Origin of the sequence: Acidiferrimicrobium sp. IK (genome assembly GCF_025499425.1) — a bacterium.
Taxonomy (GTDB): Bacteria; Actinomycetota; Acidimicrobiia; order Acidimicrobiales; family Palsa-688; genus Acidiferrimicrobium.
Genome location: NZ_JAIMCB010000001.1, coordinates 213,182 through 239,636, shown reverse-complemented (window position 1 = coordinate 239,636; position 26,455 = coordinate 213,182). Strand labels below are relative to the sequence as shown.

25 protein-coding genes and 1 tRNA gene are annotated in these 26,455 nt (G+C 69.8%); 12 read left to right on the top strand and 14 right to left on the bottom strand.

The window, feature by feature from the left end:
• Positions 1-193: 193 nt before the first annotated feature.
• From K6U06_RS01110 to K6U06_RS01095, 4 genes are all read right to left on the bottom strand, one after another.
• Positions 194-1,348 (bottom strand): galactokinase, encoded by a 1,155-nt coding sequence (locus K6U06_RS01110; RefSeq protein ID WP_262320488.1) that lies wholly within the window; start codon positions 1,346-1,348, stop codon positions 194-196.
• A 73-nt stretch (positions 1,349-1,421) separates the two neighbouring features.
• A complete protein-coding gene (locus K6U06_RS01105) occupies positions 1,422-1,760 on the bottom strand; it encodes a P-II family nitrogen regulator (RefSeq protein ID WP_262320038.1) in 339 nt (112 codons plus the stop codon).
• Complete coding sequence (locus K6U06_RS01100; RefSeq protein ID WP_262320037.1) at positions 1,761-3,170, bottom strand: ammonium transporter; 1,410 nt, start codon at positions 3,168-3,170, stop codon at positions 1,761-1,763. It lies immediately after the preceding gene.
• Positions 3,171-3,284: 114 nt separating this feature from the next.
• The gene (locus tag K6U06_RS01095) at positions 3,285-3,812 is read right to left on the bottom strand and encodes a helix-turn-helix domain-containing protein (protein ID WP_262320036.1); all 528 of its coding nucleotides are present in this window, start codon (positions 3,810-3,812) and stop codon (positions 3,285-3,287) included.
• A gap of 81 nt (positions 3,813-3,893) precedes the next feature.
• Between K6U06_RS01095 and K6U06_RS01090 the strand changes: the two genes are divergently transcribed.
• From K6U06_RS01090 to K6U06_RS01080, 3 genes are all read left to right on the top strand, one after another.
• Positions 3,894-4,319, top strand: a complete 426-nt coding sequence (locus K6U06_RS01090; RefSeq protein WP_262320035.1) for a cyclic nucleotide-binding domain-containing protein — start codon at positions 3,894-3,896, stop codon at positions 4,317-4,319.
• Positions 4,320-4,404: 85 nt separating this feature from the next.
• Positions 4,405-6,687 carry a heterodisulfide reductase-related iron-sulfur binding cluster gene (locus K6U06_RS01085; protein WP_262320034.1) on the top strand — a complete coding sequence of 761 codons (2,283 nt, stop codon included), beginning with the start codon at positions 4,405-4,407 and terminating at the stop codon, positions 6,685-6,687.
• Positions 6,688-6,837: 150 nt separating this feature from the next.
• Positions 6,838-8,454, top strand: a complete 1,617-nt coding sequence (locus tag K6U06_RS01080; RefSeq protein ID WP_262320033.1) for a sensor histidine kinase — start codon at positions 6,838-6,840, stop codon at positions 8,452-8,454.
• On the opposite strand, the gene K6U06_RS01075 is transcribed toward K6U06_RS01080, so the two are convergent.
• Positions 8,451-8,807 carry a hypothetical protein gene (locus K6U06_RS01075; protein WP_262320032.1) on the bottom strand — a complete coding sequence of 119 codons (357 nt, stop codon included), beginning with the start codon at positions 8,805-8,807 and terminating at the stop codon, positions 8,451-8,453. The two genes, K6U06_RS01080 and K6U06_RS01075, sit on opposite strands and share 4 nt — an antisense overlap.
• Positions 8,808-9,031: 224 nt before the next feature.
• Between K6U06_RS01075 and K6U06_RS01070 the strand changes: the two genes are divergently transcribed.
• Both K6U06_RS01070 and K6U06_RS01065 read left to right on the top strand, forming a co-directional pair.
• Positions 9,032-9,751: a response regulator transcription factor gene (locus K6U06_RS01070; protein ID WP_262320031.1), complete on the top strand. Its 720-nt coding sequence runs from the start codon at positions 9,032-9,034 to the stop codon at positions 9,749-9,751.
• Positions 9,735-9,801 (top strand) — tRNA-Leu (locus tag K6U06_RS01065). Before K6U06_RS01070 ends, K6U06_RS01065 begins: the two co-directional genes overlap by 17 nt.
• Positions 9,802-10,801: 1,000 nt before the next feature.
• On the opposite strand, the gene K6U06_RS01060 is transcribed toward K6U06_RS01065, so the two are convergent.
• Positions 10,802-11,881 carry a hypothetical protein gene (locus K6U06_RS01060; protein ID WP_262320030.1) on the bottom strand — a complete coding sequence of 360 codons (1,080 nt, stop codon included), beginning with the start codon at positions 11,879-11,881 and terminating at the stop codon, positions 10,802-10,804.
• A gap of 55 nt (positions 11,882-11,936) precedes the next feature.
• Here K6U06_RS01060 and K6U06_RS01055 point away from each other — a divergent pair, with 55 nt between their 5' ends.
• Positions 11,937-12,305, top strand: a complete 369-nt coding sequence (locus tag K6U06_RS01055; RefSeq protein ID WP_262320029.1) for a VOC family protein — start codon at positions 11,937-11,939, stop codon at positions 12,303-12,305.
• A 211-nt stretch (positions 12,306-12,516) separates the two neighbouring features.
• On the opposite strand, the gene K6U06_RS01050 is transcribed toward K6U06_RS01055, so the two are convergent.
• Entirely contained in the window at positions 12,517-12,939 is a 423-nt protein-coding gene (locus tag K6U06_RS01050; RefSeq protein WP_262320028.1) for a VOC family protein, read from the bottom strand.
• A 441-nt stretch (positions 12,940-13,380) separates the two neighbouring features.
• Between K6U06_RS01050 and K6U06_RS01045 the strand changes: the two genes are divergently transcribed.
• Complete coding sequence (locus K6U06_RS01045; RefSeq protein ID WP_262320027.1) at positions 13,381-13,848, top strand: hypothetical protein; 468 nt, start codon at positions 13,381-13,383, stop codon at positions 13,846-13,848.
• 297 nt (positions 13,849-14,145) lie between these two features.
• A complete protein-coding gene (locus K6U06_RS01040) occupies positions 14,146-14,580 on the top strand; it encodes a HEPN domain-containing protein (protein ID WP_262320026.1) in 435 nt (144 codons plus the stop codon).
• 92 nt (positions 14,581-14,672) lie between these two features.
• On the opposite strand, the gene K6U06_RS01035 is transcribed toward K6U06_RS01040, so the two are convergent.
• Together K6U06_RS01035 and K6U06_RS01030 are read right to left on the bottom strand one after the other, a co-directional pair.
• Positions 14,673-14,972 (bottom strand): MTH1187 family thiamine-binding protein, encoded by a 300-nt coding sequence (locus K6U06_RS01035; RefSeq protein ID WP_410050961.1) that lies wholly within the window; start codon positions 14,970-14,972, stop codon positions 14,673-14,675.
• Positions 14,972-15,457 carry a hypothetical protein gene (locus tag K6U06_RS01030; protein ID WP_262320024.1) on the bottom strand — a complete coding sequence of 162 codons (486 nt, stop codon included), beginning with the start codon at positions 15,455-15,457 and terminating at the stop codon, positions 14,972-14,974. Before K6U06_RS01030 ends, K6U06_RS01035 begins: the two co-directional genes overlap by 1 nt.
• Before the next feature lie 124 nt (positions 15,458-15,581).
• Here K6U06_RS01030 and K6U06_RS01025 point away from each other — a divergent pair, with 124 nt between their 5' ends.
• A complete protein-coding gene (locus K6U06_RS01025; protein WP_262320023.1) occupies positions 15,582-17,129 on the top strand; it encodes a CoA-acylating methylmalonate-semialdehyde dehydrogenase in 1,548 nt (515 codons plus the stop codon).
• Between the two features lie 103 nt (positions 17,130-17,232).
• On the opposite strand, the gene K6U06_RS01020 is transcribed toward K6U06_RS01025, so the two are convergent.
• Positions 17,233-18,420 carry an amidohydrolase family protein gene (locus K6U06_RS01020; protein WP_262320022.1) on the bottom strand — a complete coding sequence of 396 codons (1,188 nt, stop codon included), beginning with the start codon at positions 18,418-18,420 and terminating at the stop codon, positions 17,233-17,235.
• Positions 18,421-18,675: 255 nt separating this feature from the next.
• Between K6U06_RS01020 and K6U06_RS01015 the strand changes: the two genes are divergently transcribed.
• Positions 18,676-19,536: a PaaI family thioesterase gene (locus tag K6U06_RS01015; RefSeq protein ID WP_262320021.1), complete on the top strand. Its 861-nt coding sequence runs from the start codon at positions 18,676-18,678 to the stop codon at positions 19,534-19,536.
• Positions 19,537-19,555: 19 nt separating this feature from the next.
• On the opposite strand, the gene K6U06_RS01010 is transcribed toward K6U06_RS01015, so the two are convergent.
• Positions 19,556-19,732, bottom strand: coding sequence for a hypothetical protein (locus tag K6U06_RS01010; RefSeq protein ID WP_262320020.1), 177 nt, complete (start codon positions 19,730-19,732; stop codon positions 19,556-19,558).
• Positions 19,733-19,995: 263 nt separating this feature from the next.
• On the opposite strand from K6U06_RS01010, the gene K6U06_RS01005 reads away from it, so the two are divergent.
• Positions 19,996-21,234 (top strand): acyltransferase family protein, encoded by a 1,239-nt coding sequence (locus tag K6U06_RS01005; RefSeq protein WP_262320019.1) that lies wholly within the window; start codon positions 19,996-19,998, stop codon positions 21,232-21,234.
• Positions 21,231-22,490: a glycosyltransferase family 4 protein gene (locus K6U06_RS01000; protein WP_262320018.1), complete on the top strand. Its 1,260-nt coding sequence runs from the start codon at positions 21,231-21,233 to the stop codon at positions 22,488-22,490. The genes K6U06_RS01005 and K6U06_RS01000 overlap by 4 nt, the downstream gene beginning before the upstream one ends.
• Here the strand turns inward: K6U06_RS01000 and K6U06_RS00995 are convergent.
• The 3 genes from K6U06_RS00995 to K6U06_RS00985 all read right to left on the bottom strand — a co-directional run bounded on the left by K6U06_RS00995 (position 22,461) and on the right by K6U06_RS00985 (position 26,326).
• A complete protein-coding gene (locus tag K6U06_RS00995) occupies positions 22,461-22,898 on the bottom strand; it encodes a DUF2304 domain-containing protein (protein WP_262320017.1) in 438 nt (145 codons plus the stop codon). The genes K6U06_RS01000 and K6U06_RS00995 overlap by 30 nt on opposite strands.
• Positions 22,880-25,012, bottom strand: coding sequence for a glycosyltransferase family 2 protein (locus K6U06_RS00990; RefSeq protein WP_262320016.1), 2,133 nt, complete (start codon positions 25,010-25,012; stop codon positions 22,880-22,882). Before K6U06_RS00990 ends, K6U06_RS00995 begins: the two co-directional genes overlap by 19 nt.
• Before the next feature lie 111 nt (positions 25,013-25,123).
• A complete protein-coding gene (locus K6U06_RS00985) occupies positions 25,124-26,326 on the bottom strand; it encodes a cytochrome P450 (protein WP_262320015.1) in 1,203 nt (400 codons plus the stop codon).
• Positions 26,327-26,455 lie beyond the last annotated feature (129 nt).

Below are 26,455 nucleotides of genomic sequence, written 5' to 3'. Positions count from 1 at the left end.
CGCGCGCCGGCGGGACCGGCGGGACGGGGGCCGGCGTTCGACGTCAACTTCTGCACGCCCCGCCGTGGCGGACCGGACCTCGAGGCGGCAGCGCGAGGGGCTAGCGCGCCGGCATCCATTTCTCCACCTGCTGCGGTGGCGAAGTGGCTCTCGAGTTGCAACGCCGGCGTCTCGCGGACGTCACCCGGCCGTTTCACGCCGGGGCCGGCCCGCCGGCCGCCGCCACCTCCCACACCGCCGGGGGGCGTTGGCCCCGCCGCTCGAACGCCGACGCGAGCGCGCCGGCCAGCGCCGCGGCGGGAAGGCCGAGCACCAGGGCCGACCCGCCGAAACCGCCGCCCATCATCCGTGCCCCGTCCGCGCCGAGGGAGCGGGAGGTGTCGACGATCAGGTCCAGCTCCGGGCACGACGCCTCGAACTCGTCTCTGAGCGACGCGTGCGACGCCCACAGCAGGTCGCCCAACGGCTTGCCGGCCCGCAGCCGCCCGGCCGCGGTCAGGACCCGCCCGTTTTCGGTGACGACGTGGCGGGCCCGCCGGCGCAGGCTCCCCTCGAGGCCCGACTCGACAGCCTCCCGGGTCGCGGCGCGCAGATCGGCGGTGCCGAGCAGGCGGGCCGCTTGCGCGCACTCCTCCCGCCGGCGGCGGTAACCGCCGGCCGCGTTGTCGTGGCGGACGTGGCTGTCGACCACCAGCAGCGGGCCCCTCTGCAGCGGCACCGGCTCCCACGCACCAGTCGAGAAGTCGATCAGCGCGGCGTGGCCGGGCGTTGCGTGGGCGATGCCCAAGTGGTCGAGCCACCCGACCGGGACCCCGGCGTGGATGGTCTCGGCTCGGTGAGCCATCGCCGCCAGCGAGGCAGCGCCGGGCTCGGCGCCGGCGAGGGCCGCCAGCGCCGCGATGGTGGCGATGAGCACAGCGGCGCTGGACGAGACGCCGGCGCCGACGGGGACGTCGGAGTCGATGGCCACGTCCGCGGCCGGCACCTCCACCCCCGACCCGGCCAGGGCGGCGACCGCCCCGAGAACGTAGCGACCCCACGGCGGCACGCCCGGGTTGGCTGTTGTCGGGCCGGCAGCGCCGAGCGGCGCTGGACCGGACCAAACGAGCATCTCCGGCTCCTGCGCCGACCATGCCCGCAGCCCGGGGCCGTCTCGCCGGCGGACCGCGACCGCGGTGACCCGGTCGATGGCGAAGGGAAGCGCCCACCCCCCGTTGTAGTCGGTGTGCTCCCCGATCAGGTTGGCCCGCCCGGGCGCCTGCCACACGAGGTCGGCCGCCCCGCCCGAGCGTCTCCGCAGCAGGTCCGCGGCCCGGCCGGCCGGTTCGCTCGACAGGGAAGGCGGCATCACCCACGGACCGTACGCGCGCCGCAGCCCCGCCCGGGAGGGCGGGACTGCAAGACGAGAGGCTGGTGGGAGGTTAGAGCGCCTCGACGCCCCGCTCTCCGGTGCGGATCCGGACCACGTCGTCGACGTAGGTGGTCCAGATCTTCCCGTCGCCGATCTTGTCGGTGCGGGCGACCTTGGCGATGACGTCCACGATCCCAGCGGCGTCGTCGTCGTCGACGACCACCTCCACCCGGATCTTGGGGGTGAACTCGATGGTGTACTCGGCGCCCCGGTACACCTCCGTGTGGCCCTTCTGGCGCCCGAAGCCCTGCACCTCACTGACGGTGAGGCCGGTGATGCCGTGCTCTTGCAGGGCGGCTTTGACGTCGTCGAGCTTGAACGGCTTGATGATGGCAGTGACGAGTCTCATCTATGCCTCCCCGGGAGTGGCGCCAGCAGTGGGCTTGGCGAATGGCGAGATGGGCTGGCCCCCGGTGAGGGTGCTTCGCACCCCGCTCAGGACCGAATCGAAATCGTAGCCCTCCTCGTCGTGCTGGCTCAGGTCCATGCCGATCTCCTCGTCTTCCTCGCTCATGCGCAGGCCCATCGTCTTGTCGACGATCTGGGCGAGGATGTAGCTGACCGCCAGCGAGAAGCCGGCGACGCACACGACGCCCAGGCACTGCTCCCCGAGGAGGCCTGCGCCACCACCGTAGAACAGGCCGTCACGGGCGACGCTGTTGAACGAGTTGGTGCCGAAGAAGCCGATCAGGACCGCGCCGAGCACACCACCGACGAAGTGGACCCCGAGCACGTCGAGGGCGTCGTCCCGGTTGAACTTGAACTTCAAGCCGCACGCCAGGCAGCAGATGCCACCGGCCAGGAACCCGATCACCAACGCCCCGAGCAGGTTGACGAACCCGCAAGACGGGGTGATCGCGACCAGGCCGGCGACGGCGCCGGAGGCACCACCGAGCGTTGTGCTCTTACCGTTCTTCAGCTTCTCGACGATGATCCAGCCGAGGAGCGCGGCCGCCGTCGCGGTGTTGGTGTTGACGAAGGCGTGAGCCGACAGGTTGTTGGCGGCCAGCGCCGAGCCGGCGTTGAACCCGAACCAGCCGAACCACAAGATGCCCGCACCGAGGACCGTGAAGGGCAGGTTGTGCGGCTTCATCGGCGTGCCCGGCCAGCCCTTGCGGTTCTTGATCACGAGGAGCACGCCCAGGCCGCCCATCGCGGCGTTGATGTGCACCACGGTCCCGCCGGCGAAGTCCTCGGCGGTCCGCTGGAACAACCAGCCGCCCGGCGAGAACACCCAGTGGGCGATCGGCGCGTACACGAAGATCGACCACAGCACGATGAACACGCAGTAGGCGCCGAACTTCATGCGGTCGGCGGTGGTACCGGTGATGAGCGCCGGCGTGATGACCGCGAACATCATCTGGAAGACCACAAAGACGATCGGTGAGATAGTCAGGGACTCGCCCGGAACCGCCTGCTGGTCGATGTGCATGAGACCAGCGAAATGGAGCGTGCCCACGAAACCGTGGCCACCCCAGTCAGGACCGAACGCCAGGCTGTAGGTCACGAGGACCCAGACCACGCCGACCAGGCCCATCACGACCCAGTTCTGCATGATCATGCCGAGGACGTTCTTGCGCCGGACCATGCCGGCGTAGAAGAACGCGAGGCCTGGGGTCATGAACAGCACTAGAGCGCTGCTCGCCAGGATCCAGGCGTTGTCACCCTGGTTGACCGTCGGGGCGCACCCCTTGACGGTCGACGCGGTGTCTGGATTGAAGGCGCACGACTGTGCGACGTGCAGCATTGTGGTGAGCAACAGCCCCTCCTGGTAGTCGGATGTAAAGCGGCACAGGATCGTCCGGTGAGGACGGCGGAACCTTAAAGAGCCAGTGTTTCTGCCGAACGCACGAGTCGTTTCGGGCGCGTGAACTCAGGCAAGGTTTGCGACAGGTTCGGACAAGTCACCCGCCGGCGAGCTGAGCTCTAGTAGGTAGCCGCGAGACCGAACCGTGCGGATCGCCAGCCCGAGGGGCCCGATCCGCCGGCGCAGTCGCAACACGTGCACGTCGAGGGCGTTGCGCCCCGGGGCGCCGTCGGGCCATCCCGCCCGGCTGAGCGCATCCCGTGACACCACCGCCCCGTACCGTTCCAGGAGGGCGGTGGTGAGACGGCTCTCGACCGGAGGCAGCGGCACCCAGGCGTTGCCGCGGCGGAGGACCCCGTCGCCGTCGAGGGACGGCCGCCCGGCACCGTGATCAGCTGTCCGGCCGACCAGGTTGGACACGCGGAGGGCCACGTCGCTCTCGGCCACGGGCACCCGGATCCAGTCCTCCAGGCAGTCCGATGACGCCGGCGGCGTCGCCGAACCCTCGACCAAGAGCAGCCGCGGGGCTCCCGCCGCCGCCAGCTCCTCGCGCCGCCCGGCTTCGGCCGGCCAACGCAAAAGGACGACGTCCACGAGCCGGACGCTAAATGCCCCACGTTGCTCCGGTGTTACCGACGGATGAACGCTGCGCCGGCGTCCGGCTACAGTCCCGGCATGGCCCGTGACGGTAAGGTCGAGCAGCTCGCCAAAGTCAGCCTTTTCCGGGGCTTGTCCCACAAGGAGCTGCAGGCGGTGGCCGCAGCCGCCGACATCGTGGCGGTCCCGGCCGACAACGACGTGGTCGTCGAGGGCACTCCGGGGCACGACTTCTACCTGATCCTAAACGGGACGGCCTCGGTGCGCCGCGACGGGCACGAGGTGGCGACCCTCGGGCCTGGCGAGTCCTTCGGGGAGCTGGCGCTTTTGACCCACGCCCCCCGCAACGCCACCGTGGTGGCCGCCACCGACACCGAGCTGCTGGTCATCGGCCAGCGCCAGTTCCATGCGGTCCTCGACACCGTCCCGGCCATGGCCTACAAGCTCTTGGTGACGATGGCCGAGCGCCTGGCGGCGCTGGACCGCCACGCCAGCAGCCACTGACGCCCGTCCCCTGACCGGGGGGCCTGCCGGGGCCCGCAGCGTGGAATAGGCCCGCAACGCAACGAGCCGGTAACTTTGCAGCGCTATGGCGACTCGTCCCACCTCACGCTGGCGGCTCAAGCCGTCACAGCTCGTGCTGGTCCTCGCGGTCTTGATCGCGGCCGTCGTCGCGGCCTCGGGCATCCTCGGGGCCCTGGTCCTGCCCGACGACCGCAGCCACCAGACGAGGCAGGTGTTCTCGGGAATCCCCCACGCCTACCGGGCGATCTTCTACGCGGTGACCGTGGCGCTGGTCCTGGCGGTCGGCTACCTGTTCTCCCAGCGAGTGGAGAACTGGGAGCGGGGCCAGCCGGACCGGCGGACCACCACCGCAGCCAACCGGTCGAGGCGCATCGCCGACCTCCGGCGGGGGCTGACGATGCAGACGCTGCTGCGAGACCCGGCGGCGGGCGTCATGCACTCGCTCATCTACTTCCCTTTCCTCGTCCTCTTCGCCATCACCACCGTCCTCGAGATCGACCACCTCATGCCCTCGGGGGCCAAGTTCCTCCACGGGGGCGTGTACGAAGGGTTCAAGTTCGTCGGTGACACCGCCGGAGTGCTGTTCGTCATCGGCATCGGATGGGCCATCGTGCGCCGCTACATACAGCGCCCCTACCGGCTGCGGATCAAGACCCGGCCCGAGGACGCGGTCATCCTCGGCACGTTCTTGGTGATCGGCGTCACCGGGCTGGTCGTCCAGGCCGTTCGCATCGCCCAGGAGGGCCAGCCGCACTTCGAGCGCTGGGGCTACATCGGCTACGGCCTGTCGTCGGTGTTCAGCGGCATCGGCGGCGGCACCCTCAACACCATCCACGAGGTGCTGTGGGGCGTGCACGTCGGGGCGTTCTTCGTGTTCTTGATCGTCCTGCCCTCCACCAAGCTGCGCCATATGATCACCTCGCCGGTCAACATGTACCTGCGGGACCGGGAACGGCCGAAGGGCGCCATGAAGGCCCTCCCCAACCTGACCGAGACCGAGCTCGAGTCCTTCGGCGCCAACGCCATCGAGGACTTCACGTGGAAGCAGCTCCTCGACACCGACAGCTGCACGATCTGTGGGCGCTGCACCAGCGTCTGCCCGGCTCACGCCACCGGCAAGCCGCTCGACCCTCGCGAGATCGTCACCAAGATCGGCAACGTGATGGCCGCCACCCATCCCGCCGGCGGCGTGGTCGGTCCCGACGGTGCCGCCCTGTTCGATCCGATCTCCCCCACCATCGGCCAGGACCCGGACCTGACGATCAGCGCCGACTCCGTGTTCGAGCGGATCAGCGCCGAGGAGGTGTGGTCCTGCACGTCGTGCAAGGCGTGCGACGAGATCTGCCCGGTCAACATCGAGATCCTGGACAAGATCCTCGACATGCGCCGCTACCTGTCGCTGATGGAGTCCAACTTCCCGGCGTCGCTCGGCAACATGTACCGCTCGATGGAAAACCAGGAGAACCCTTGGGGGCTCTCCAACGGCGACCGGGGCCAGTGGGCGGAGGGCATCCCCGAGGAGGTCGCCATCGCCGACCCGTCCTCACCGCTCGACCACGAGTACCTCTACTGGGTCGGTTGCGCCGGCAGCTTCGACGACAAGAACAAGAAGGTGTCGCAGGCGGTGGCCAAGCTGCTGCTGCGAGCCGGCGTCGACTTCGCCATCTTGGGCCCCTCGGAGCGCTGCACCGGCGACCCGGCCCGCCGCTCGGGCAACGAGTACCTGTTCCAGATGCTCGCCATGCAAAACGTGGAGATGTTCTCGGCCATGGAGGTCAAGAAGATCGTGGTGCAGTGCCCGCACTGCTTCAACACCCTCTCCAACGAGTACCCCCAGCTGGGCGGTAACTACGAGGTCATCCACCACTCGATGCTGCTCGAGCAGCTCATCGCATCCGGGCAGCTCGACCTCGGTGGGGCGTCGCTTCCGGAGCGGGTCGTGTACCACGACAGCTGCTACCTGGGCCGCCACAACGACATCTACGGCGCCCCGCGCAAGGTCCTCGGGGCCCTCGGCGGCATCCAGATCCTCGAGGCCCCCCGCAGCGGCACGAAGTCGATGTGCTGCGGCGCCGGCGGCGCCCGCATGTGGATGGAGGAGTCGGCCAAGAAGATCAACATCGAGCGGTCCCAAGAGCTGATCGCCACCGGCGCCGAGCGAATCGCCACCGCCTGCCCGTTCTGCTACATCATGCTCGACGACGGGACCAAGGCCAACAAGGCCGAGGACGTCAAGGTGGCGGACATCTCCATGCACCTCCTGGAGGCGATCGAGGGGACGGCCCGGCCCGCCCCGGCGGCCGCCGGGGCGTCGGACCCATCGGCTGCCTCCGACCCGGGGGACTGACCAGGCCCGCTTCGGGCGCGGCGCCGCCACCGCGCGTTGCAGCCGCCAGCCCACGTGGAGCGGTTGGCGGTGGGCGGCGGAGAACGGCAACCGGGCGAAGCAGGTAACCGGGGGTGGACGCCCGTATACGCCCACCGTAAGGTTCGGCTCATGGCACTGCGGCGTGGGCGGCCGGTGGCGGGCGGGGGTCGTCCCTACGTCGGCCCGGACCGCCGCTCGACGCTCTCCGCCGGACGGAATCTCGGTGCCGGGACGATCGCCAAAGGCGCGGCGGTACCGACTCTCATCGTCGCCGTCGGGGTAGCGGTGACCGTCGCCCGGGGCGCCACCGATGCCGCCACCGCTTCCCTGGCGGACAGCCTCGGCGGCCGGTTGGCGGTGCTCGCCGGCACGGTGGTGCTGATCACCTGGCGGCTCAACGGATCGGCCTTCACCGGACTGTTCGGCGCGGCCCTGGTGAGTCTGGGCGGCCTGACCTTGCTCGAGCGGGGTCTGCCGGTGCTCACCAGCTGGCCTCGCACGACGGTCATGGGCGGCGCCACGATCGTCGTGTTGGTCGTCGCCGCCCTTTTGATCCGCGGGCTGCGCTCCGCAGAGGTCGACAGCCGGATGGCCCCGGTCCGCGTCGCCGGTCTCGTCACCGCGCTCGGAGCAGGCGCGCTGGTCGCAGCCGACTCGGCACAGGGGGCCCTGGTCGGCAACGTGTCCGATGGTCCTACCGTTGCGGCGTCCCAGCTGGCGACTGGCATCGGTTGGCTGACCCTCGCCATTTGCCTGGCTGTCGCCGGTCGCCGCCACCACCACCTGCCGACCTGGCCGGCGCCGGTGCTGGCTGTGCTGGGCGTCGCCGCGCTGCTGCGCGCCGCCGGGCCGGCAGACGGGTGGGAGGCCGTAGCCGGATCGTCGGCTGCGGCGGCGGCGCTGGCCGTCGCGCTGGGCGCGGCGTTCGCCGAGCTTCAAAGCAGCGTGGGGGACAACAAGTACCGGGCTCTCCGGCTGCGGGGGGACCTCGCCCGGCTGAGCGACCAGCTGGTCGAGGAGCGGTCGGCGCTCGAGGACCGCCTCCACGACATGCGCAACGCGGTTGGCGCGCTCCGGGCCGCCGACAGCACCCTGCGCCGGTACGCGACCCGCCTCGACGACGCGACTCGCAATACCCTGGCCGATGCGCTCACCGCCGAGCTGCGCCGTCTGCAGGTGCTGATCCAGCCGTCCCGACCCGCCCAGGAGGTCGTGTTCCTCCTCATGGACGTGGTCGGTCCGGTGATCGAGGCGGAACGGGCTCAGGGCCTCAGCGTCGACGCCGACATCGCCGAGGTGTGGGCGCTCGGTGATCCCGAGGCGGTCGCACAGGTGGTGCAAAACCTCCTGGTCAACGTGCGGATCCACGCGCCCGGCAGCGCCGCCCACCTGACCGGACGCCAGCGAGCCGGGCGGGCCGAGCTGGTCGTCGCCGACGACGGCCCTGGCATCGCCCCCGAGGAACGACGGTCGGTCTTCGCCCGGGGCGTCAGGGGAAGTGGCACGCAGAGCCGGCCCGGGCAGGGCATCGGCCTGTTTGCGGGGTCGACGCTCATGGCCGGGATGGGCGGCAGCCTGCGCCTCCTCGACGGCGATGGGCGCGGCACCTGCTTCGTGCTGGAGATCCCTACCCCCTTGGCGACCTCCGCACCTGCGGTGACGGCCCAACCGGGCATGGCGGGGACCCCGGACCCTCCCGCCCGCGACGGTCCCACCCGGGACACCGCCGCGGTCCCGCTGCGCTAAACGCGCTTGTCTCCCGCCGGGACCGCGGACGCGATGGCGGCGAGGATCAACCTCACGTTGTCGTCGCCGGCAGCGAGCGGTTCTTCGGGGGCGGCCGCCCATACGAGACGGCCGCCGTGCCCCTGCCCGTCGGGCAGCACCACCGTTAGAGCCCCGACCGCCGGCTGCAGCGGTCGGTCGGCGTCCTGGGTCACGATGGCCGCTGCTGGCGCGGCCACCGAAGGGGTCGACGGCCCGGTGCTGCGAAACCCGATCCGGCCGAGCGCCAGGCGCAGCGCGTCAGCGAGGAGCGGCGGGCGCACGTCCATGAGGATCAGCGGCGCGCCGTCGCCCGGCGCCCGCTGCGATCCCATCCAGGGATCCTCACCGGTCCAGGGGTTCCCGGCATCGCCAAGATCGACGATTCTCCGACCGGGCCTGCCGGGCAGAAGTCGGGCACAGCGGCGACTGCGGCGAATATCGGCCTTCCCGCTCAAAGCTCCCACAGCGTGCGGACGGCGAAGAGGCCGTCGCCCTGAAGCGGCTAGCTTGTCCCCGGTCCGGAGGTCAGGGTGCGCAAGTTCCGAGGCATGGGCGGATGGCAGCAATCGGCGAGGAGGACAATCGGATGCGGGCGGTCCCTGCGACCCGGAGCGTGACGCGCCCGACGGTCGTGGCGATCGTGGAGGACCACCAGCTCCTCAGCCAGGCGCTGGCGGCCGCGCTCGAGATGGAGGGTTGCACGGTCGTGGCCCCGCCGCTCGTGGACATGGCCACCTTGGTCGGGTCGGTGCTCGCCGCGTTGCCCGACGTCGTGCTCCTCGACCTCGACCTGGGCGCCATCGGGCGGGGGCTCGACCTGGTCGAAACGTTCGTCGCAGCAGAAGCCCGCGTGCTGATCGTCTCTGCCAGCACCGACGAGGCGATGATCGGCGAGTGCATCGAACGGGGAGCCGAGGGATGGTTGAGAAAGGATGTCTCCTTCGACGTGCTGTTCGACAACGCCATGGCCCTCGCCAGGGGCGAGGCGGTCCTACAGGGGCACGAGCGCTACCGGCTGGTCGACCTGGCGCGCCGGGTCCGGCAGGAGGGCGCCGCCCGGCAGGCGCCGTTCGACGCGTTGAGCCCGCGGGAGTCTGCGGTGCTCGGGTCGCTGGTGGAGGGCATGACCGCCGAGCGGATCGCCGCGGCGTCCTTCGTGTCGGTCGCTACCATCCGCAGCCAGATCCGGTCGATCTTCGTGAAGCTCGGCGTGAGCAGCCAGCTCGAAGCGGTGGCCGCCGCGGCCCGGGCCGGTTGGAGGCCGCCGGTCCTCTGAGCGTCGGGCCCAGGACCCGACGGTCGCTGGTTCAAATCCAGCCCCCGCCACTACAGAAGCCGCGGTCAGAGTGTTGCTCGGCCAGGGCTTTCTTGCTTCCGTGGTTCGGTTCCCGGACGGGTCAAACCTCCGTCAAACGCTCCGGGCTGGATGTCGCCGCGCTCTCTGGCAGCACGCAGGAGCTGAGAGGCCCGGGCAGCTTCCTCCAGGCACCAACCGAGCGAGCGAAGCGAGTCGAGGGCGGTAGCGAGGCGGCCGGAGGTCGCCTCGTGCCTTGGGCTCTTCCCCAGGACTGCACAACGGGCCGGGGGCCCGTTGGCTAACGCGCCGGCCTGCGGCCGGCTTGTGGTCGGAAGGAGGCTGCTAGGCGTCGTGGCGGCGCCCTGCTGCCGGCGCCGTGACCAGGGCAGCCGCCTCTGCCTGCACGCCCGGAATGATGGGGGCGTACTGCTTCATGGTGAAGGCCGGTCCTCGTGCCCGAGGCGGTCGCTGATGGCCTACCGGCACGCCGGCAGGCCGATCGTGGGGTGGGTGTGGCGGAGACGGGTGGAGTCGAATGCGAGGAAGGCCGGGGTCCCGGACCGGCGGCCAACAGGATCTGCCCATTGGCAGCCAACAGGGACGCCGATGGACGGGCAAGTCGTCACTCAGAGTGACAGCCGTCGGCGTGGCGCTTGCGCCCCGACCCGTCGTTCGGCGCTCGTCACGTGTATCGGGAAGTGGTGTGGCATCGAGCCGAGAGCGATCGTTCTGTGTCGCCCTGAGGTGCGTCAGTGGCAGCGCCATCTGTTGCGTCGTGCAAGCAGCCGGTGGCCTGCTCGGCGAGGCATTGCATCGTCGCTGACTGTCCCGGTTGGCACCCCCTTGCGGGAATCTTCACCGGGCGGGTCATACGGGACACTCCCACCAGCGCAGACCTCTTGACCTGGGGCGTTCCCGTACGACGTTCCGCGTGGGGTCACCGGCGCCTCGCCGTTCGAATATACTTGCGTCTCCAACGTCAGGCCTACCCGGCACCAGGGTGGTCACGCGCTGTGGGAGGGACCAGTATTACGGCTGGGGGCGGACCCGAGCAGATCGGTCCTCGTACCAGTCCAGGACTCGCAGCGCGCGTAACGTGTTCCACCGGCTGGGCTGACCGTCGCCTTCTTCCATGACGAAGTGCACCGCTCCGCGGTGGGGATTCTCCAACAGCCAGGTTCCATCGGCCTGTTGCTTGCCTCGGACCAGTTCGATCGCTTCGGCGAGGCGCGGGTCAGGCGCGCCGTCAGCCGCACGGAAGTGCTCCAGGCCCCGCAGCACGTCGTAGTGCCACTGCGTCGGGAAAGAGAACCGAAGCCAGTCGGGGTCAATCACCTCGCCAGTGCTCAGCCGCCGGTACAGCCGTCGTTCGAGCAGGTACTCCTCACCACGACGGCGGGCAGCGGTCGACTCTGGCGTGCCGCCCGTGGCCTGCTCGTAGGCGAGCAGGCCGTCGAGGACACACATCGTGGTGTGGAACGACGAGCGCAACGAGCCGTTTTCTACCTCGCAGTTCCGGCCGCCGTCGGCGAGTTGCTCCCCCAGTAAGCGGGCGACGAGGTCTTCGACCGGCACGCCGAAGAAGGCGCCGAGCGCGACTGTGCGGCCGTTGATGCACGGCTCAACCTCGCCGTCGAAGAAGGGCTGCCCGGCGTGCTCCCAACGGCAGTTCTTGCGGACCAAGGCGATCGACCGGCGCACGGCCTCGGAGGCGGGATCGATGCCGAGTTCGCGCATGAGCAGCAAGGTCGGATACGTCGAGGTCCATGGCTGCCCATCGGAGAAGTCGCCGCGGAAGTCGCCTGGGAAGCAGGCGCCCCCAGCCCAGCGCCCGTCTTCGTCAGCGGCCGCTAGCAACTGCGCGCCCCACCCCTCGGTGGTGACACGGGCCCGCTCGGCAGCCACCTCGGCTGCAGACGCGTCGGTGAGATCACGCAGCACCTGCCAGCGCAGCGATGGATCGGAGTCGAGCAGCCAACCTGTGAGCGTCGCAGACAGCTCCACCCAGACACCGTAGCTTTCGCCGCTGACCTCGGCAGGCTCGATGCCCAAGGGCGAACGGCCCACGGAGCGACAGGAACCAACAGCCGCCGAAGTGGTGCCCATCACCCCAAAGCCATCCTCCAGCGGGAGCGACGGGGCCGGTAGGAGCTATGGTCGCGATATGGCCGTCGCCCGCCTCGGGTCCGTAGCGCTTGACTGTTCGTCTCCGAGCACCCTCGGGGAATTTTGGGCCAAGCTGCTCGGCGGCGAGGTCGCCTTCACGAGCGACGCCTTCGTGGCGGTGAAGACCGACCGGGGATGGCTTGCCGCTGTCCAGGTCGAGGACTATCAGCCGCCGACCTGGCCTGGCGGTGACGCACCGAAGCAGATGCACCTAGATCTGGCCGTGGACGATCTCGACGAGGCTGAGGCAGAGGCGCTCCGGCTTGGGGCGACGCGAGCCGCTGAACAGCCGGCGCCGGACCGGTGGCGCGTGCTCATCGATCCCGCAGGCCACCCCTTCTGCCTGTCGACGCAGATCCCCGAGTAGCGCCACCCAGCAGATCGCTGTCCGCCCACCCGCACCCCGATCCCCCTGCGGGCGGCCGAAGCTCTTGCTTCCTGCCAGCGACAGCCGATGTCCCGACGCCTCCACGGCGGCCGGCGGAGGACTCCGCAGAACTGGGCAATCTGCGCTGGCCCTGGCTCGACCCGGAGGCCGCCGGGGGCGAGCGCCGAGTCGGCGATCGGCACCGTTTGCGTCAGGGAAAGCCCGGTTCCTTCCGGAGGTTGGGATCGACGGGGCTCATCAGGCCGACAGGATTGCCATCGGGGTCCTCGACAATGGCGTAGCGCGCACCCCAAAAGGCGTCGTAGTGCTCTTGCTGTCCCGTGTATCCCGCCGAAGTGAGATCGGCGTAGGTGCTGTCTACCTCGTCGCGGCTCGAGAGTCTGAACCCGATCACTCCAGCACCGGATCGCCATCCCTTGTCCCAGTGGCGAGCGAACTCGACGCTGTCAATGTCGAAGCCAACTCCTCCCGGGAACTGCGCGGACCGATGATGAGATTGGAACATCGGGTCCGTGTCGGGAATGCTGAGACCGAGGCGACGGTAGAACGCCACCGTCGCCTCCATGTCGGACACGACGAGGTTGATCTGATCGAGGATCGGTCCATCGCTCATTCTGGGACGCTCCTTGCTGTCGGGCTGCTCGCCTGGCGCTCCGTGCCGGACCGCGACAGATCATTCCATCTCGCGCCAGCCGCGGGTCTTGGTGGGTATCCGGCAGGAGCGCCATAGTCGGCGATCCGCGCTCTCGGGCCGGCCGGGCATCGCCGTGTCGGCCGGACGTAGATCGCTTCCGTCCACGTCGGAGTCATGGAGTCCACACGCAGTTCCTACCGAACTGTTACCATCTACGGTAACATCTACTCGTGTCGAAGATCCGGAGAGGTGGCTTCGTGTTCGTCACCTACATCGGCGACCATGCCCCACGCCATGCCCACGTCATCGAGATTCGCGACTGGTCGTGAAATGGGACCTCGACCACGACGCGGCGATGGAGGGCCAGATCAGTCGTTCCATTCTCAAACACATCGCCCAACTCAAAAAGGAGGGGAAGCTATGAAGATCACCAAAGTGGTCGCAGACAGCCGCAAGCACGCCTTCGCCGTGACCACCCGCAAGGGCACCTTCGGCTTCCCCTTCAAGCGGTGCGAACCCTCCCCCGGGCCGCACGATCGGCTGGCACACGTATACGTCGATCCCGAGTTGGGTCGCGAAGCGTTCACCTATCAACTTGAATCCGGCGCCGAGGGCAGCGTGCACATCGACTCCGTGCTCGACATCAACTCCGACCCTGACTACCTTGCCCGCCTTGAGCTGTACCAGCTCACCCTTGAGGCAAAGCGGCGGATGAGCTCCTCCGGCCTGACCGCCCGCACCGTGGCCGCCAAGCTGGGGACGAGTCCCGCCCAGCTCTACCGTCTCCTCGATCCAACCAACTACAACAAGTCAGCCAGGCAGCTTCTCGCCTTGCTCGCCATCGGAGGGGCGACTGTCACCGTCAGCGACACCCGGCGGCCGGCATAGATCCTCCTCACCACCGCCCTGGCGACAGGCGCAGAACAAGTGTTTCGGCGCGTCAGCCGGCACGAGCGAACCCACGACTTGACAGATGCCGAATCGACGTCAGGCGCGCCTGCCGGCTTTCCGGACCGCACCAAGCGTCGTCGGAGTCGCCAGCGAGCTCTTGGCCACCTGCGGGCAGTTTCTACTGGCCGCCGACACGGGAGCCGTCCTCGCGTCGGGACACCAGATCGCGGGCCTGGTAGCCGGACCCCCCGAGGCCAGCGCTTCCGTCTGCTGTCGTGCCTTGCGGGCTCGAAGGTGCTCGACGGTCTGCTCTTCGAGGTCGCGGTGCGCGTGGTCGGTCTTCGGCGTCGAGTCCTTGACGGCCTAGGTGGCCGACGCCATCCGGTGACGAACAGCAAGACGGCCGCCTCGAGGGTCGACATCCTCCGAAGCGCGGTCCCGGTTCGAAAGATCCACAATCTCGTGCAGCTCGTCCGGGAGCTCCCGGCAGAGGACATCCGGATCCTTGCTTCAGCGGATCTGAACCTCCTCAACCCCTGGACGATCGACGGGCGCTATCCCACCGCACACGGGGCAGTCACTGCCGACGAGATGGAGCGCACTGTCGAGGCCGCCGAAGGGATCCTTGCCGCGATCCGTTTGCTTCGCTGTGAGACCCGCCGTGGCTGGCATCCGTGGGGACCGGTCGAGCCTACGTCAAACGCAGCCCCTCCGGACGTAGCAGCCTGAGTCCGGAAGAGCCAGACGCAGTAGAACTCCGACCAGCCGAAATGGGACAGGGCAGCAGGGGATCGGACCGGGCCGCCGTTGTCAGGACCCGATTAGCCGGTCGCTCCCAGGTGCCCCTCGATGCTTCGGACCTTGGCGTGGAGGGCGTCGGGATGACCGGGACGGATGTCGAGCTTGATTACCACGCTGACCCGGAGGGCGACCTCGCCGACCCGGTCGGTGCACGCCTTGAGCAGGGACATCACCTCGTCCCACTCCCCTTCCACGGTGGTGAACATCGACGTCGTCTCGTTGGGCAGTCCCGACGCCCGGACCAGGCGGACCGCCTCGGCCACGGCCGTACCGACGGAGTCGCCGGCGCCGAGGGGGGTGATGGAGAACGCGGCGAGCATCAGCCGGCGCTGCAGTGCATGCCGAGCCACGTCCCGATGGACTCGGCGTCGGGACCGGCCTTGGTCTGCAGCGCCTGTATCTGGCGTTGGGCGGCGGTCGGGTCGCCAGACGCGCCGGCCAGATCCTTGAGGACCGTGGCCAGGTCCTGGACCGGCGACTTGATGGCTGCGGGGGCTTCGGACGCCAGCGTCTGATAGGTCGGTACCAACCCGTCCACCGCGTCCGGGGCGCTGGACAGGCTTGGGATCGCCGCGGTCAGCTTCTGCTCGGCCGACACCAGCTGCTGGCAGAACTGCGGACCGCCCACCTGGAGCGCGGCGGTGGTCGAGGACGTGGAGCTGGCAGCCGTCGCCGGCGGCGCGGTCGTGGCGGCTGACGTCCCAGAGCTGCTGCTGGCGCACCCGCCGGTCAGGAGGCACGCCGCGCACGCGGCGGCCGCCGCCAGCAACCCCCGGCCGGGGGCGTGACCACCGAAGATCGCCATGCCCGCCACGCTACGCGCCTCACGCCGGCGCGGGGGTCGGCCCGGCGCCCACCGCCGTCGAGACCCGAACGGGGCGCCCGAGCGCCGAGGCGAATCCGCCCGCCCCATACTACGATCGATGTCGATGTCAGTTATCCGTCCTAACAGCCCGCACGCAGGCGGTGTCGAGGCACCGGCCGCCGCCAGGCGCATCAGCCACTGGATCGGCGGCCGTGTCACCGCCGGCACGTCGGGGCGAAGCGCGCCGGTGTTCGATCCGGCCACCGGCGACGTCGCTGCGATGGTCGACCTCGCGGGAGCGGACGAGGTCGACGCGGCCGTCGACTCGGCCCGGCGCGCCGCCAAGGGCTGGGGGGGCACCTCGCTGGCCCGCAGGGCTGCGGTCCTCTTCGCCTTCCGCGAGCTGCTCCACGCCCGAGCCGCGGACCTCGCCGCGGTCATCACCGCGGAGCACGGCAAGGTCCTCGCCGACGCCGCCGGGGAGGTGGCCCGAGGGTTGGAGAACGTCGAGTTCGCGACCGGAATCCCTACCTTGCTGAAGGGCGGGTTCTCGGCCGAGGTCTCGACGGGCGTGGACGTGCTGTCGTTGCGTCAGCCCCTCGGCGTGGTGGCCGGAATCACCCCGTTCAACTTCCCGGCGATGGTGCCGCTTTGGATGTGCGCCAACGCGGTGGCGTGCGGCAACGCGTTCATCCTCAAGCCCAGCGAGCGCGACCCATCGGCGTCCATGCTGCTCGCAGAGCTGTGGCAGCAGGCCGGGCTTCCCGACGGCGTGTTCAGCGTCGTGCAGGGTGACCGCCAGGCCGTCGACGCCCTCATCGCCCACCCCGATGTCGCGGCCCTCAGCTTCGTGGGGTCGACGCCGGTGGCCCGCCACATCCACCAGGCCGGCACCGCGACCGGCAAGCGGGTGCAGGCCCTCGGCGGCGCCAAGAACCACATGGTCGTCATGCCCGACGCCGACGTCGACTGGGCCGCGGACGCCGCGGTCAGCGCCGGCTACGGAGCGGCGGGTGAGCGCTGCATGGCCATCTCGGTAGTGGTGGCCGTCGGCGGCATCGGCGACCAGCTGGTCCAGGCCATCGCCGAGCGGCTCCCGAAGCTGACCGTCGGGCCGGGCGCCGACGCGGCCACCGACATGGGGCCGCTCATCACCGCCGAGCACCGGGACCGGGTGGCGGGCTACATCGATGCCGGAGCCGCCGAGGGGGCGACGGTCGTGGTCGACGGCCGGGAGGCCTCGTTGCCTTCATGCGGGTTCTTCCTCGGTGCGACCCTGCTGGACCACGTCGGGGAGGACATGACCGTCTACACCGACGAGATTTTTGGGCCGGTGCTGTCGGTGGTCCGCTGCGACAGCCTGGACGACGCTTTGGGCCTGGTCAACCGCAACCCGTACGCGAACGGCACGGCGATCTTCACCCGCGACGGCGGCGCCGCCCGCCGGTTCCAGACCCAAGTCGAGGTCGGCATGGTCGGCGTCAACGTCGCCATCCCGGTGCCCGTCGCCTACTACTCGTTCGGCGGCTGGAAGGCCTCGCTGTTCGGCGACAGCCACATGTACGGGCAGGAAGGCGTCAACTTCTACACCCGGAGCAAGGTCGTCACGTCGCGCTGGCCGGAGCGGTCCGCCCCTTCCGCCGTCGACCTCGGCTTTCCCCGGAACCACTAGGACCGCCGGCGCCGAGCCGATCAAAGACCAGCGCCCCCGCTCCCGGATGTCCGGGCGCGGAGGCGCTGGTAGGGGCCGCGGGCCCGGGTGGGGGCCCGCCGTCTCAGGCGACTTTCAGGGCCTCGGCCAGGTTGGCGCCCATGATGCGCTTCACGTCGTCGTCGGGCAGGCCGCGCAGCTGGTCGGCGTAGGACACCGGGTCGGCCAGCCCCTCGGGGTGGGGATAGTCAGAGCCGAACACCACTTTGTCGGTGCCGATGGTCTTGATCAGCCCGACGGGGTCCTCCTCGAAGAACGGGTGGATCCAGACGTTGCGCTTGAGCACCTCGACGGGGTCCTCCTGGTACAGCTTGGGCTGCTTCGCGTAGGAGTGGCCGAGGGCGTTGATCAGCGGGAGCACCCAGCTGCTGCCGTTCTCGACGGGGACGATCCGCAGGCGAGGAAACCGCGACAGCATCCCGTGGGTTACTGCTGAGCACATGGCGTCGAAGATCCCGCGGCTCATCAAGTGCTGCACGTCCTGGAATGCCGTGGTGTTGACAAACGGCAGCATCTCGTCGTAGTGACCCTCCCACTGGTTGTAGTAGCGGGTCATTCCGTCATCGGAGGAATGCATGCCCACGGTCAGGTCGTACTCTTGGACCTTGGCCCAGAACGGGTCGAACTCGGGGAGGGCGAAGGATCGGTAGCCCTTCAAGTTGGGCACCGGGGCGGGCCGGACCAAGATGATCTTGGCGCCCCGCTCCGCGACCCAGTCGAGTTCTCTGATCGCCTCGTCGACGATGGGCAAGGTGATGACGGGGGTGGCGAAGATCCGGTCGTGGTAGTTGAAGCTCCACTCCTCGTGCATCCACCGGTTGAACCCGTGGATGATGGCGTGGGTGGCCTCGGGGTCCTTGGCCAGGCGCTCCTCGAGCACGCTGGCCAGCGTCGGCCACATGAGGGCGCGGTCGACGCCCTGCTCGTCCATCAACTTCAAGCGGGGTTCGGGCCGGAAGAACGCGTCGGGCGAGCGCATCGGCTCACCGAGGATCTCCCTGCGGCTCTTGCCCTCGGGGTTGCCGTGCTTGAAGTACTCCTCCTGCGCGCCGGGCTTGGCCACCACGCTGAAGGTCGGGTTGGGGATGTACTCCGAGATCGTGCCCTTGATCACCACCTTGTCGCGTCCGTTGACGTTGGCGATCCGGATCACCTGCTTGAACTCGTCGGGCAGGTAGCGGGTGAACGCGTCCGCCTGCTCGTACATGTGGTTGTCGGCATCGAACACCGGATAGTCGAGGCGATGCTGCATGGGGCTCCTCCCTAGACCTCAGCTGGCATCCAAGAGGCCGAACCCCGAGTTCGAGCCGCGCTGGATAGCATGCAGAATAGCTGAAGTTGACGTCGACGTCAATCATCAGGCAGCGGTCTCCGTGGAACTGGGGCGACCGCCGGACCGGGGTGGCAGCACCCCTGTCCAACTTCGACGTCAAGGTTAACTTGGGGGTCGCCGACCGGCGATCCCCCTTCCGCCGGGCTGTCCCGGTGGCTTCTCAGAGGACTGCACGTGATCAATGAACCATCGACAACCCACGTCCCGCTCGGCCACGCCAGTGACCTCACCGCCAACCTGGGGCTGGGCGAGAGCGCCTGGGACCACGCCTCGGGATGCTCCACGGCGACGATCCGCTGCTCCGACGAGCAGCTGGAGCACGACGGCACTGTCCCCTTCGGCTACTTGTCGGCGATCGCCGACAACAACAACGCCATGGCCAACATCAACTCGGCCAACTGGACGTCCAACTCGATCCTGATCGAGGTCGCCTACCAGGCCTGCCGGGCGGCGCGGGGCACGGTGGAGGTCCGCAGCCACAACTCGGCCTACAACGACGCCATGGGCGTCGCCCAAGGAGTCATGCTCGACGGCGGCGGCGCGTTCGGCCAGTCCCAGTGCACGAGCGTGACGGTGCCGTCGCGCCCGATGGTCGATGACCGAGGCGCGCTCCCGCAGGTGGAGCACCGGGCGTTCCCGTGGGAGGCCGACATCGCGCCGGCGCCTGTCGACGTCTACCTGCGAGGCGGCCTGCGCTTGGACGGGACCACGGCCATCTACACCTCGCAGCTCGACTCCGGGTGGGCCTCCAACTTCGGCTCACTGCACGGGGGAGCCATCGGGCTGCTCATCACCCGAGCCGTGCGCTACGCGGCGATCGCGGCGTCGCCGGCGACGGTCGAGCAGGTCCCGATCTCCTTCAACATCAACTACGTGCGACCGGCCATGGTCCTCCCCGAGCCCATGGAGGCCGTCGCCCGAGTCGTCGCCGTGACCAGCCGCTTCTGCACGCTGGAGGGCGAGCTGATCCTTCCGTCGGGCAAGGCCGCGGCCCGGTGCCGGGTCATCCACCGCCTCGCACCCGCAACGCTTTGAGCCGCGAGACGCAGCTGGACTATCGGGCGCTCAAGAACAGCTCGCACTCGTCCGCTAGCGACAGCTGACCCGCTTTGGGCGGTCGCAGCGGCATGGCAGGGATCTCCGCGTCGGGAACTACCACGCCGAACAGCGCGGCGCTGGCCGCAAGGTGACGGGCCACACACCACCCCAGCGCTCGGATCTGACTGCTCACCGGTGCCTCCCCCCTCGACCGGCCGCGGCGTCCCCCCGAACGACCGGATCGCCGGAGCATACAGTAACTGACTTCGATGTCAACCTCTCCTCTACCGGTGGCGTGCGGCAGCCGCCCGCCGCGGTGCACGACCGCTGAAGTATGCGCCTGGTGGGCGCCGCGGCTATACAGGTGTCCGTCGGAGATGGGTTACCAACGAGCCAGCAGGCGTCGTCGACCAGGGCGTCTCGCCTCATAGGGGCGACGGAGGCCAGAGGGATGTGATGGGGGAACGCAGGGGACGGCCGCGTGGTGCGCTGGCCGCACGCGACCAACGGCTACCGTGCTTCGACGGTCTACGGGCGATCGCTGCGCTGTGTGTGGTCGGGGTCCACACCAGCTTCGTTTCCGGTTTCACGACCCGCCACTCGGTCCTCGGCGCGTACAGCGCCCGCCTCGAGATCGGCGTCGCCGTGTTCTTCGTGATCTCCGGGTTCCTCCTCTACCGTCCGTTCGCGCTGGCCCATTTCGGGCAGCGACCCAATCCCGCCACCGGCCCCTTTCTCCGCCGGAGGTTCTTGCGCATCGTCCCGGCGTACTGGACGGCGTTCATCGTCATCACCTACGTCCTCCACGCCGACACCGTGGTGCCGGGCTGGGCGTCGGTCCCCGTCTACCTCGGCTTCGCGCAGATCTACCTGCCCAGCCACATCCTCACCGGGATGACCCAGGCGTGGTCGCTTTGCACCGAGCTCAGCTTCTACCTGTTCATCCCCTTATGGGCCCGCCTCGTCGGCGGCGGCCGGACCCTGGCCGCGCAGGCCCGCATCGAGCTGGTCGGGCTGGGCTGCCTGGTAGCGGAAAGCCTGACGTTTCGAGCCGTGGCCCTCGAGGACAACGGGCCGTGGGCTCGGACCATGACCAACTGGTTGCCGGCCTACATCGACTTGTTCGCCCTCGGGATGCTGCTGGCCGTGGCCGCCGCGTGGATCAGCGCCCGGGGCGTCGCTCCGGCGTGGACCTCGCACCCGAGCATGCCGGCGCTGAGCTGGGCGGCGGCGGCCGTCTGCTTCGTTGCCGTGTCCAACCTCGCCCTAAACCGGCTCCCGATCTACACCCCGACCGTCGCCAACAGCCTCCTGCGCCAGGGTCTCTACGGCCTGTTCGGCGTCTTCTTGGTCCTGCCTGCGGTCCTCGGCCCTCAGCACGCCGGAGTGGTCAGGCGCTTCTTGCAGCTGCGGGTCATGGCTCTCCTCGGTGCCATCTCATACGGCATATACCTGTGGCACGAGGCGTGGATCATGGAGTTCTTGCGCTGGAGCCACGACCGGCTCTTCAGCTTTCCGTGGTGGGAGCTGGCGCCGATCGTGACCGTGCTGGCCATCGCCTCCGCCGGCGTCAGCTACCTCGTGGTCGAACGACCGGCTCAGCGGCTCCGGCCCCGGCTCAGGTTGCGCCGCCCGGCGCCAGCCGGAGCGGAGCCCGCCCCGGCGGAGCTGCTCGCCTTGGGGGTGGAACGATGAGCGCGCTCGAGTCCGGCGTGCCAGCACCGGACCTGGCCCTGCTCGATGCAGGCGCCTCCCTGGCGCAGCTCGAAACCGAGTCGCTGGAGGTCATCGCGACCGGTGCAGGCCTGTCTAGGGTGGAGATGGTCGCGTGGCGGGACATGGGGCATCCCGAAGCGGGCGGCTCCGAGCTGCACGCCGCCCGCATCGCCGAACGATGGGCGAGCGCCGGGATCGACGTGACCATGAAGGCGTCCCGCTCCCCTGGCCACCAGTCCTGCGACACCTACGGCGACGTGCGGCTGCGACGCCCCGCCGGCCGCTACAGCGTCTTCCCGGCGGTGGCCCTCGGCGGCCGCCTGCGGTCCTCCCGGGGCCGGCCCGACGGCGTCGTGGAGATATGGAACGGCGTGCCGTTCTTCTCGTCGCTGTGGGCGGGCTGCGCCCAGACGGTGTTCCTCCACCACGTCCACGACGGGATGTGGGACCTCACGCTGCCGGCGCCCCTCGCCGCGTTCGGCAGGTTCTTGGAGCTGCGGGTCGCGCCGCCGTTCTACCGCAACGCCCCGATCGTGACCCTATCCGAGTCCTCCCGCGACACGATCGTATCGATGATGGGCTTCGACAAGGACCAGATCCGGGTCATCCATCCCGGCGTCGACCCGTTCTACGCGCCGGGCGGCACTCGAGCCGAGCATCCGCTGTTCGTGGCGGTCGGCCGGCTCATGCCCTACAAGCGCTACGACGTCCTCATCGACGCGCTGGCCGCGGTCCACGCCGCGCACCCCACCCTCGAGGCGCTGATCGTCGGGACCGGGCCGGAACGAGCCGCGCTGCAGGCCCGCATCGACAGCCACGGCGCGGCGGAGTGGCTGCGCATGCCCGGGTTCATCGACGCCGACAGCCTCCGCGCCGCTTACCGCCGGGCGTGGGCGGTGATGTCGGCGTCCGCGTTCGAGGGATGGGGCATGACCCTCACCGAAGCCGCGGCGTGCCGGACCCCGGCGATCGCCTCCGCCATCGCCGGGCACAGCGACGCGGTGTGGGACGGGCGCAGCGGTCTGCTGTTCGAGGACCGGGCCCAGCTCGAAGCCGCGTTGCGGGCGCTGGTGGAACGCCCGGCGCTGCGAGCCCGCCTGCAGGAAGGCGCCGCCCAGCGGGCGAGCGCTTTGAGCTGGGACCGTACTGCGCTCGGGACCCTGCAGATGCTGGCCCTCGACGCCCACCGTCGGCGGGCGGCGGGCTCACGCCACCGTGGGGCGGCCCTCACCTGACGCCACGGCCACGACGCCGTCGGCGTACCCGCTCCCGTCGGTGCTGCGCCGACCGGTCCGGTCCCGCGCGTCGCGTTCCTCGAGGTCGGCTCGCAGCAACGCCACTTCTTCGGCTAGGAGCCTGGAGCGGTCCTCGAGCCGCCCGATCTCCCAGCTCAGGTGAACCGTCACGAGCAGCAGGAACAACGCGGCCATCACCGCCAGCAGATCGGGCGGGTTGATGACCCCCAGCGCGTGCGCCAAACCGTTGAACAGCCCCGGGTCGACGGCCACGACCGCTACCGCGACGCCGACCAGCACCCAGGTGATGGCGTACTTCTGGCGGATCTGGCGCCGGCGCAGCATTTCGACCAACGCGGCGATGGTGACCACCGCGGCGACCAGCGCTATCAGATGGACACCGGCCACGGCTCCTCCTTGCTCGACGTTGCGGGCCCCCGGCGCAGCCTCGCCAGCCCCAGTATGAAACCTACCCGCACCAGGTAGGTCGCCGCCCGGAGGAGGTTCTGGCTCGGGGAGCCCCCGGCCCGCTCGCGCATGCGGACCGGGACCTGCCCGATGACGGCGCCCGCGTCGTGGGCGATGACCAGTGACTCGACGGTGTCGGAGAGATACTCGGCCGGGTAGAGGCGGGCGAAGAGGTCGATGGCGGCGCGGTTGTGGGCCCGGAACCCGGAAGTGACGTCGTCGAGGGCGACGCCGGTCCGGCGCGACACGTAGCGGGCCAGTGCCCGCATCGCGACCCGACGCGGGCGTGACACCTTGGGATGGTCCGACACCCCGAAGCGGGTCCCGAGCACGACGCTGGGTCCGCTCCAGTCGCCCAGGGCGGCGACCAGCCGCGGGATGTCGGCGGGATCATGCTGGCCGTCGGCGTCGACTTGGACGACCACACGAAACCCGCGCAGCTGGGCGTAACGGAACCCGATTCGCATCGCGCCGCCCACCCCCAGGGTGAAGGGGGAAGAAGCGACGAGCGCCCCGGCCGCCCTGGCCAGCACCGCGGTGGCGTCGTTGGACCCGTCGTTGACTACCAGCACCGTGACGTCGGAGACAGCGGCTCGGATCTCCCGCACGACCCCCGCGACCGACGCCTCCTCGTTGAGGGCGGGCACGACCACCAAGACGTCCTTGGTGTCGACACCGCGACCGCCGGGCGTTGCCGTGACCCGGGCGGGTACCGGCGAGCGGCGGGCGTTGCGCCGGCGCAGCATCCCGTCGACGGCGACGGCCGCTAGGAGGGCCAGTACCGGCTCGGCTATCGAACGGTACCGGGTCTGCCCGAAGGTCAAGAGGACGGATATGGCGACGTCTGCGATCACCGCCACCAGCGGGAACACCGGCACGCCCCGACGGCGCAGCACCACGCCGCCGGCGAGGGCCATGGGCACCAGGGCGTAGTACATGGCGAGGCCGGTGAGCGCCCAGGCGTGGGGACGCCCTTCGATGAACGTGTCGAAGTTGATCTGCTGCAGGGGCCGGTAGGCGCCGAAGGCCCGGCCCAGGCGGATGGCTTCGATCCTCGGCAGGCCGCCGAGGTGGGTCCGGATGTAGTGGACGGCGTAGCGCTGCGCCTCGGCGCCTTGCACCGCCTCGTCGGCGGCCGGGTTGTAGGGCACCGCAGCCGAGCAGGGCATCGACCAGTAGCCGGCGTCGGCGCCGTACCAGGTCCGGTCGCAGTTGGCCGACGCCAAGGTCACTCCGAGGCCGTCGGACACGAACACCGGCGTGTCGAAGCGGGTCATGTTGTAGCCCACCCACGGCGCCAGGGCGAGCAGCCCGGCCCCGCCCGCAGCGGCGAACAGCGCGGCCCGTCGCCGCCAGGAGCGGCGGGAGCCGACAGCGAGGGGCACGATGAGCAGCGGAGCTAGCACCGCCATCTCGTCGCGGCCGAGGGTCGCCAGCCCGAGCAGCAGCCCGAGCAGCGCGCTGCGCCGCAGCGACGGTGACCGCCACAGGGCGTACGCCGCCCACAGCACGGCCAGGACGAGGAGCGGCGAGAGCGTCTCCGACATGGCCAGGTCGTCGCTCATCCACAAGTTGGGGTAGACGGCGACCACTCCGGCTGCCAGCAGGCCGACGCGCCGACCGGCGACGCAGCGACCGGTGCCCCCGGCGACGGCCACCGAGGCGGCGCCGATTACCGCGCACCAGATCCGGTGGGCCAGGAACGACTTGAAACCGACCAGCGACGCGGCGGCCAGCACCAGGGTGAACAGCGGCGGGAACGCGGCGGTGGGCGCCCCCCGGTGGCCGGCGAGGACCTGGAGCGGGTTGACCCACCCCTTGCCCGCTACGAGGAGGTTGGCCTCCTCGTTGTAGAACAGCGCGTCGCCGGACGCCTTCAGGTGCGGGCGGGCCAGCACCGCGGCCACTCGTATGGCCAGGCCGAGGACCGCCAGTCCGATCAGCGCGGCCCGCCACAGGCGGGCGTCGCCCGGCGCGGACGCCTCGGGCGTCCCCGGTCCGGACATGTCGGTTGTCGGTGACGGGTGGCGGCCCGTGAGGTTGGGCACGGTCACGTCAGGTGCCCTCTCATGTGCAGCGACACGCTCCCCCCGACGCGAACCCGGAGCCGACCGACCAAGCGGCGGCAACTGTATAGGAGCCGGTTCAGGGCCGCGGCCGCCGGCTCAGACGTCGGTGCGGACCGGGAGCGTCTCCCACCCGCGGACGGTGGACGTCCGGGCCTGCACGGCGTGGTCGTAGTCGATCTCCCAATCCGGGAACCGGGTGAGGACCTCGTCGAGCGCGACCCGTCCCTCGAGGCGGGCCAGGGCCGCTCCGAGGCAGAAGTGAAGGCCGTACCCGAAGCTCAGGTGGTGACCGATCTTGCGGTGGATGTCGAAACGGTCCCCGTCGGGGAAGCGCCGCTCGTCGCGGTTGGCCGACCCGTTGAGCACGACCATGACGCTGCCTTCAGGGACGGTGGTGCCGTAGTGCTCGACGTCGCGGGCGACGTAGCGGGCCTGCACGGGGGAGGGCGCCTCGAAGCGCAGGATCTCCTCGATGGCGTTGGGGATCAGCGAGCGGTCCGCGGCGATCTCGCGCCGCTGGTCCGGGTGCTCGCCCAGGGTCTTGCCCGTCCACCCGATGAGCCTGGTGGTGGTCTCGTTGCCGGCGCCGGCCAACAAGGTGACGTAGGTGAGCACTTCGTCGCGCCGCAGCCGGCGGCGGGTGCCGGTCTCGTCGTCGAACTCGGCGTTGAGCAGTTCGGTCATCAAGTCGTCCGAAGGGTGCTCGGCACGCCAGTCGATGTAGTGCTCGAATTCCTCGTTGTCGTTGTTGCCGGGCTCGTAGCGGTCGGGCACCTGGCCGGTGGTGCCCTCCTCGAGGCGGAGGCTGGCGTCGAGGCGGTCCCTGATCGCCTCTTGGTCCGACTCGGGTATCCCGAGGAGGTAGCCGATGGTGCGCATCGGCATCTGCGCGCCGAGGTCGCGGATGAAGTCGAACTCCCCGGAGCCGACCAGCGGGTCGAGCGTCCTGGCGCAGAACTCGCGGACCTTGGGCTCGATGGCAGCCATCTTCTTCGGGGTGAACACCCTCGACATCAAGCCGCGGTGCACGTCGTGGACCGGCGGGTCCTCGAAGAGGATCAGGCCGGAGGGCATCTCGATGTTGGCCCGGATCAGCTCCAGCACCGAACCCCGGCCGGAGCGGTACGTGCCCCAGTCGATGATGGCCTTCTCGACGTCATCGAACCGGCTCAGGGCGTAGAAGTCGTGCTCGGCGTTGTAGTACAGGGGCGCCTCGTCGCGCATCCGCTTCCACACCGGGTACGGGTCGGCGTCGATCTCGAAGTCGTAGGGGTCGTAGTAGATCTCTGTCACGCTCATGATGGCTGCCTCACCCCGTGTTCCCCCCAGGCGGCTTCACCGCTCCTCGCTCGCGTGCCGGCCATACGTCCGGGCGGTGGAGCTGATGTCGATGTCAAACATACCCGACGGGGGCGGAGGCCTCGGCTA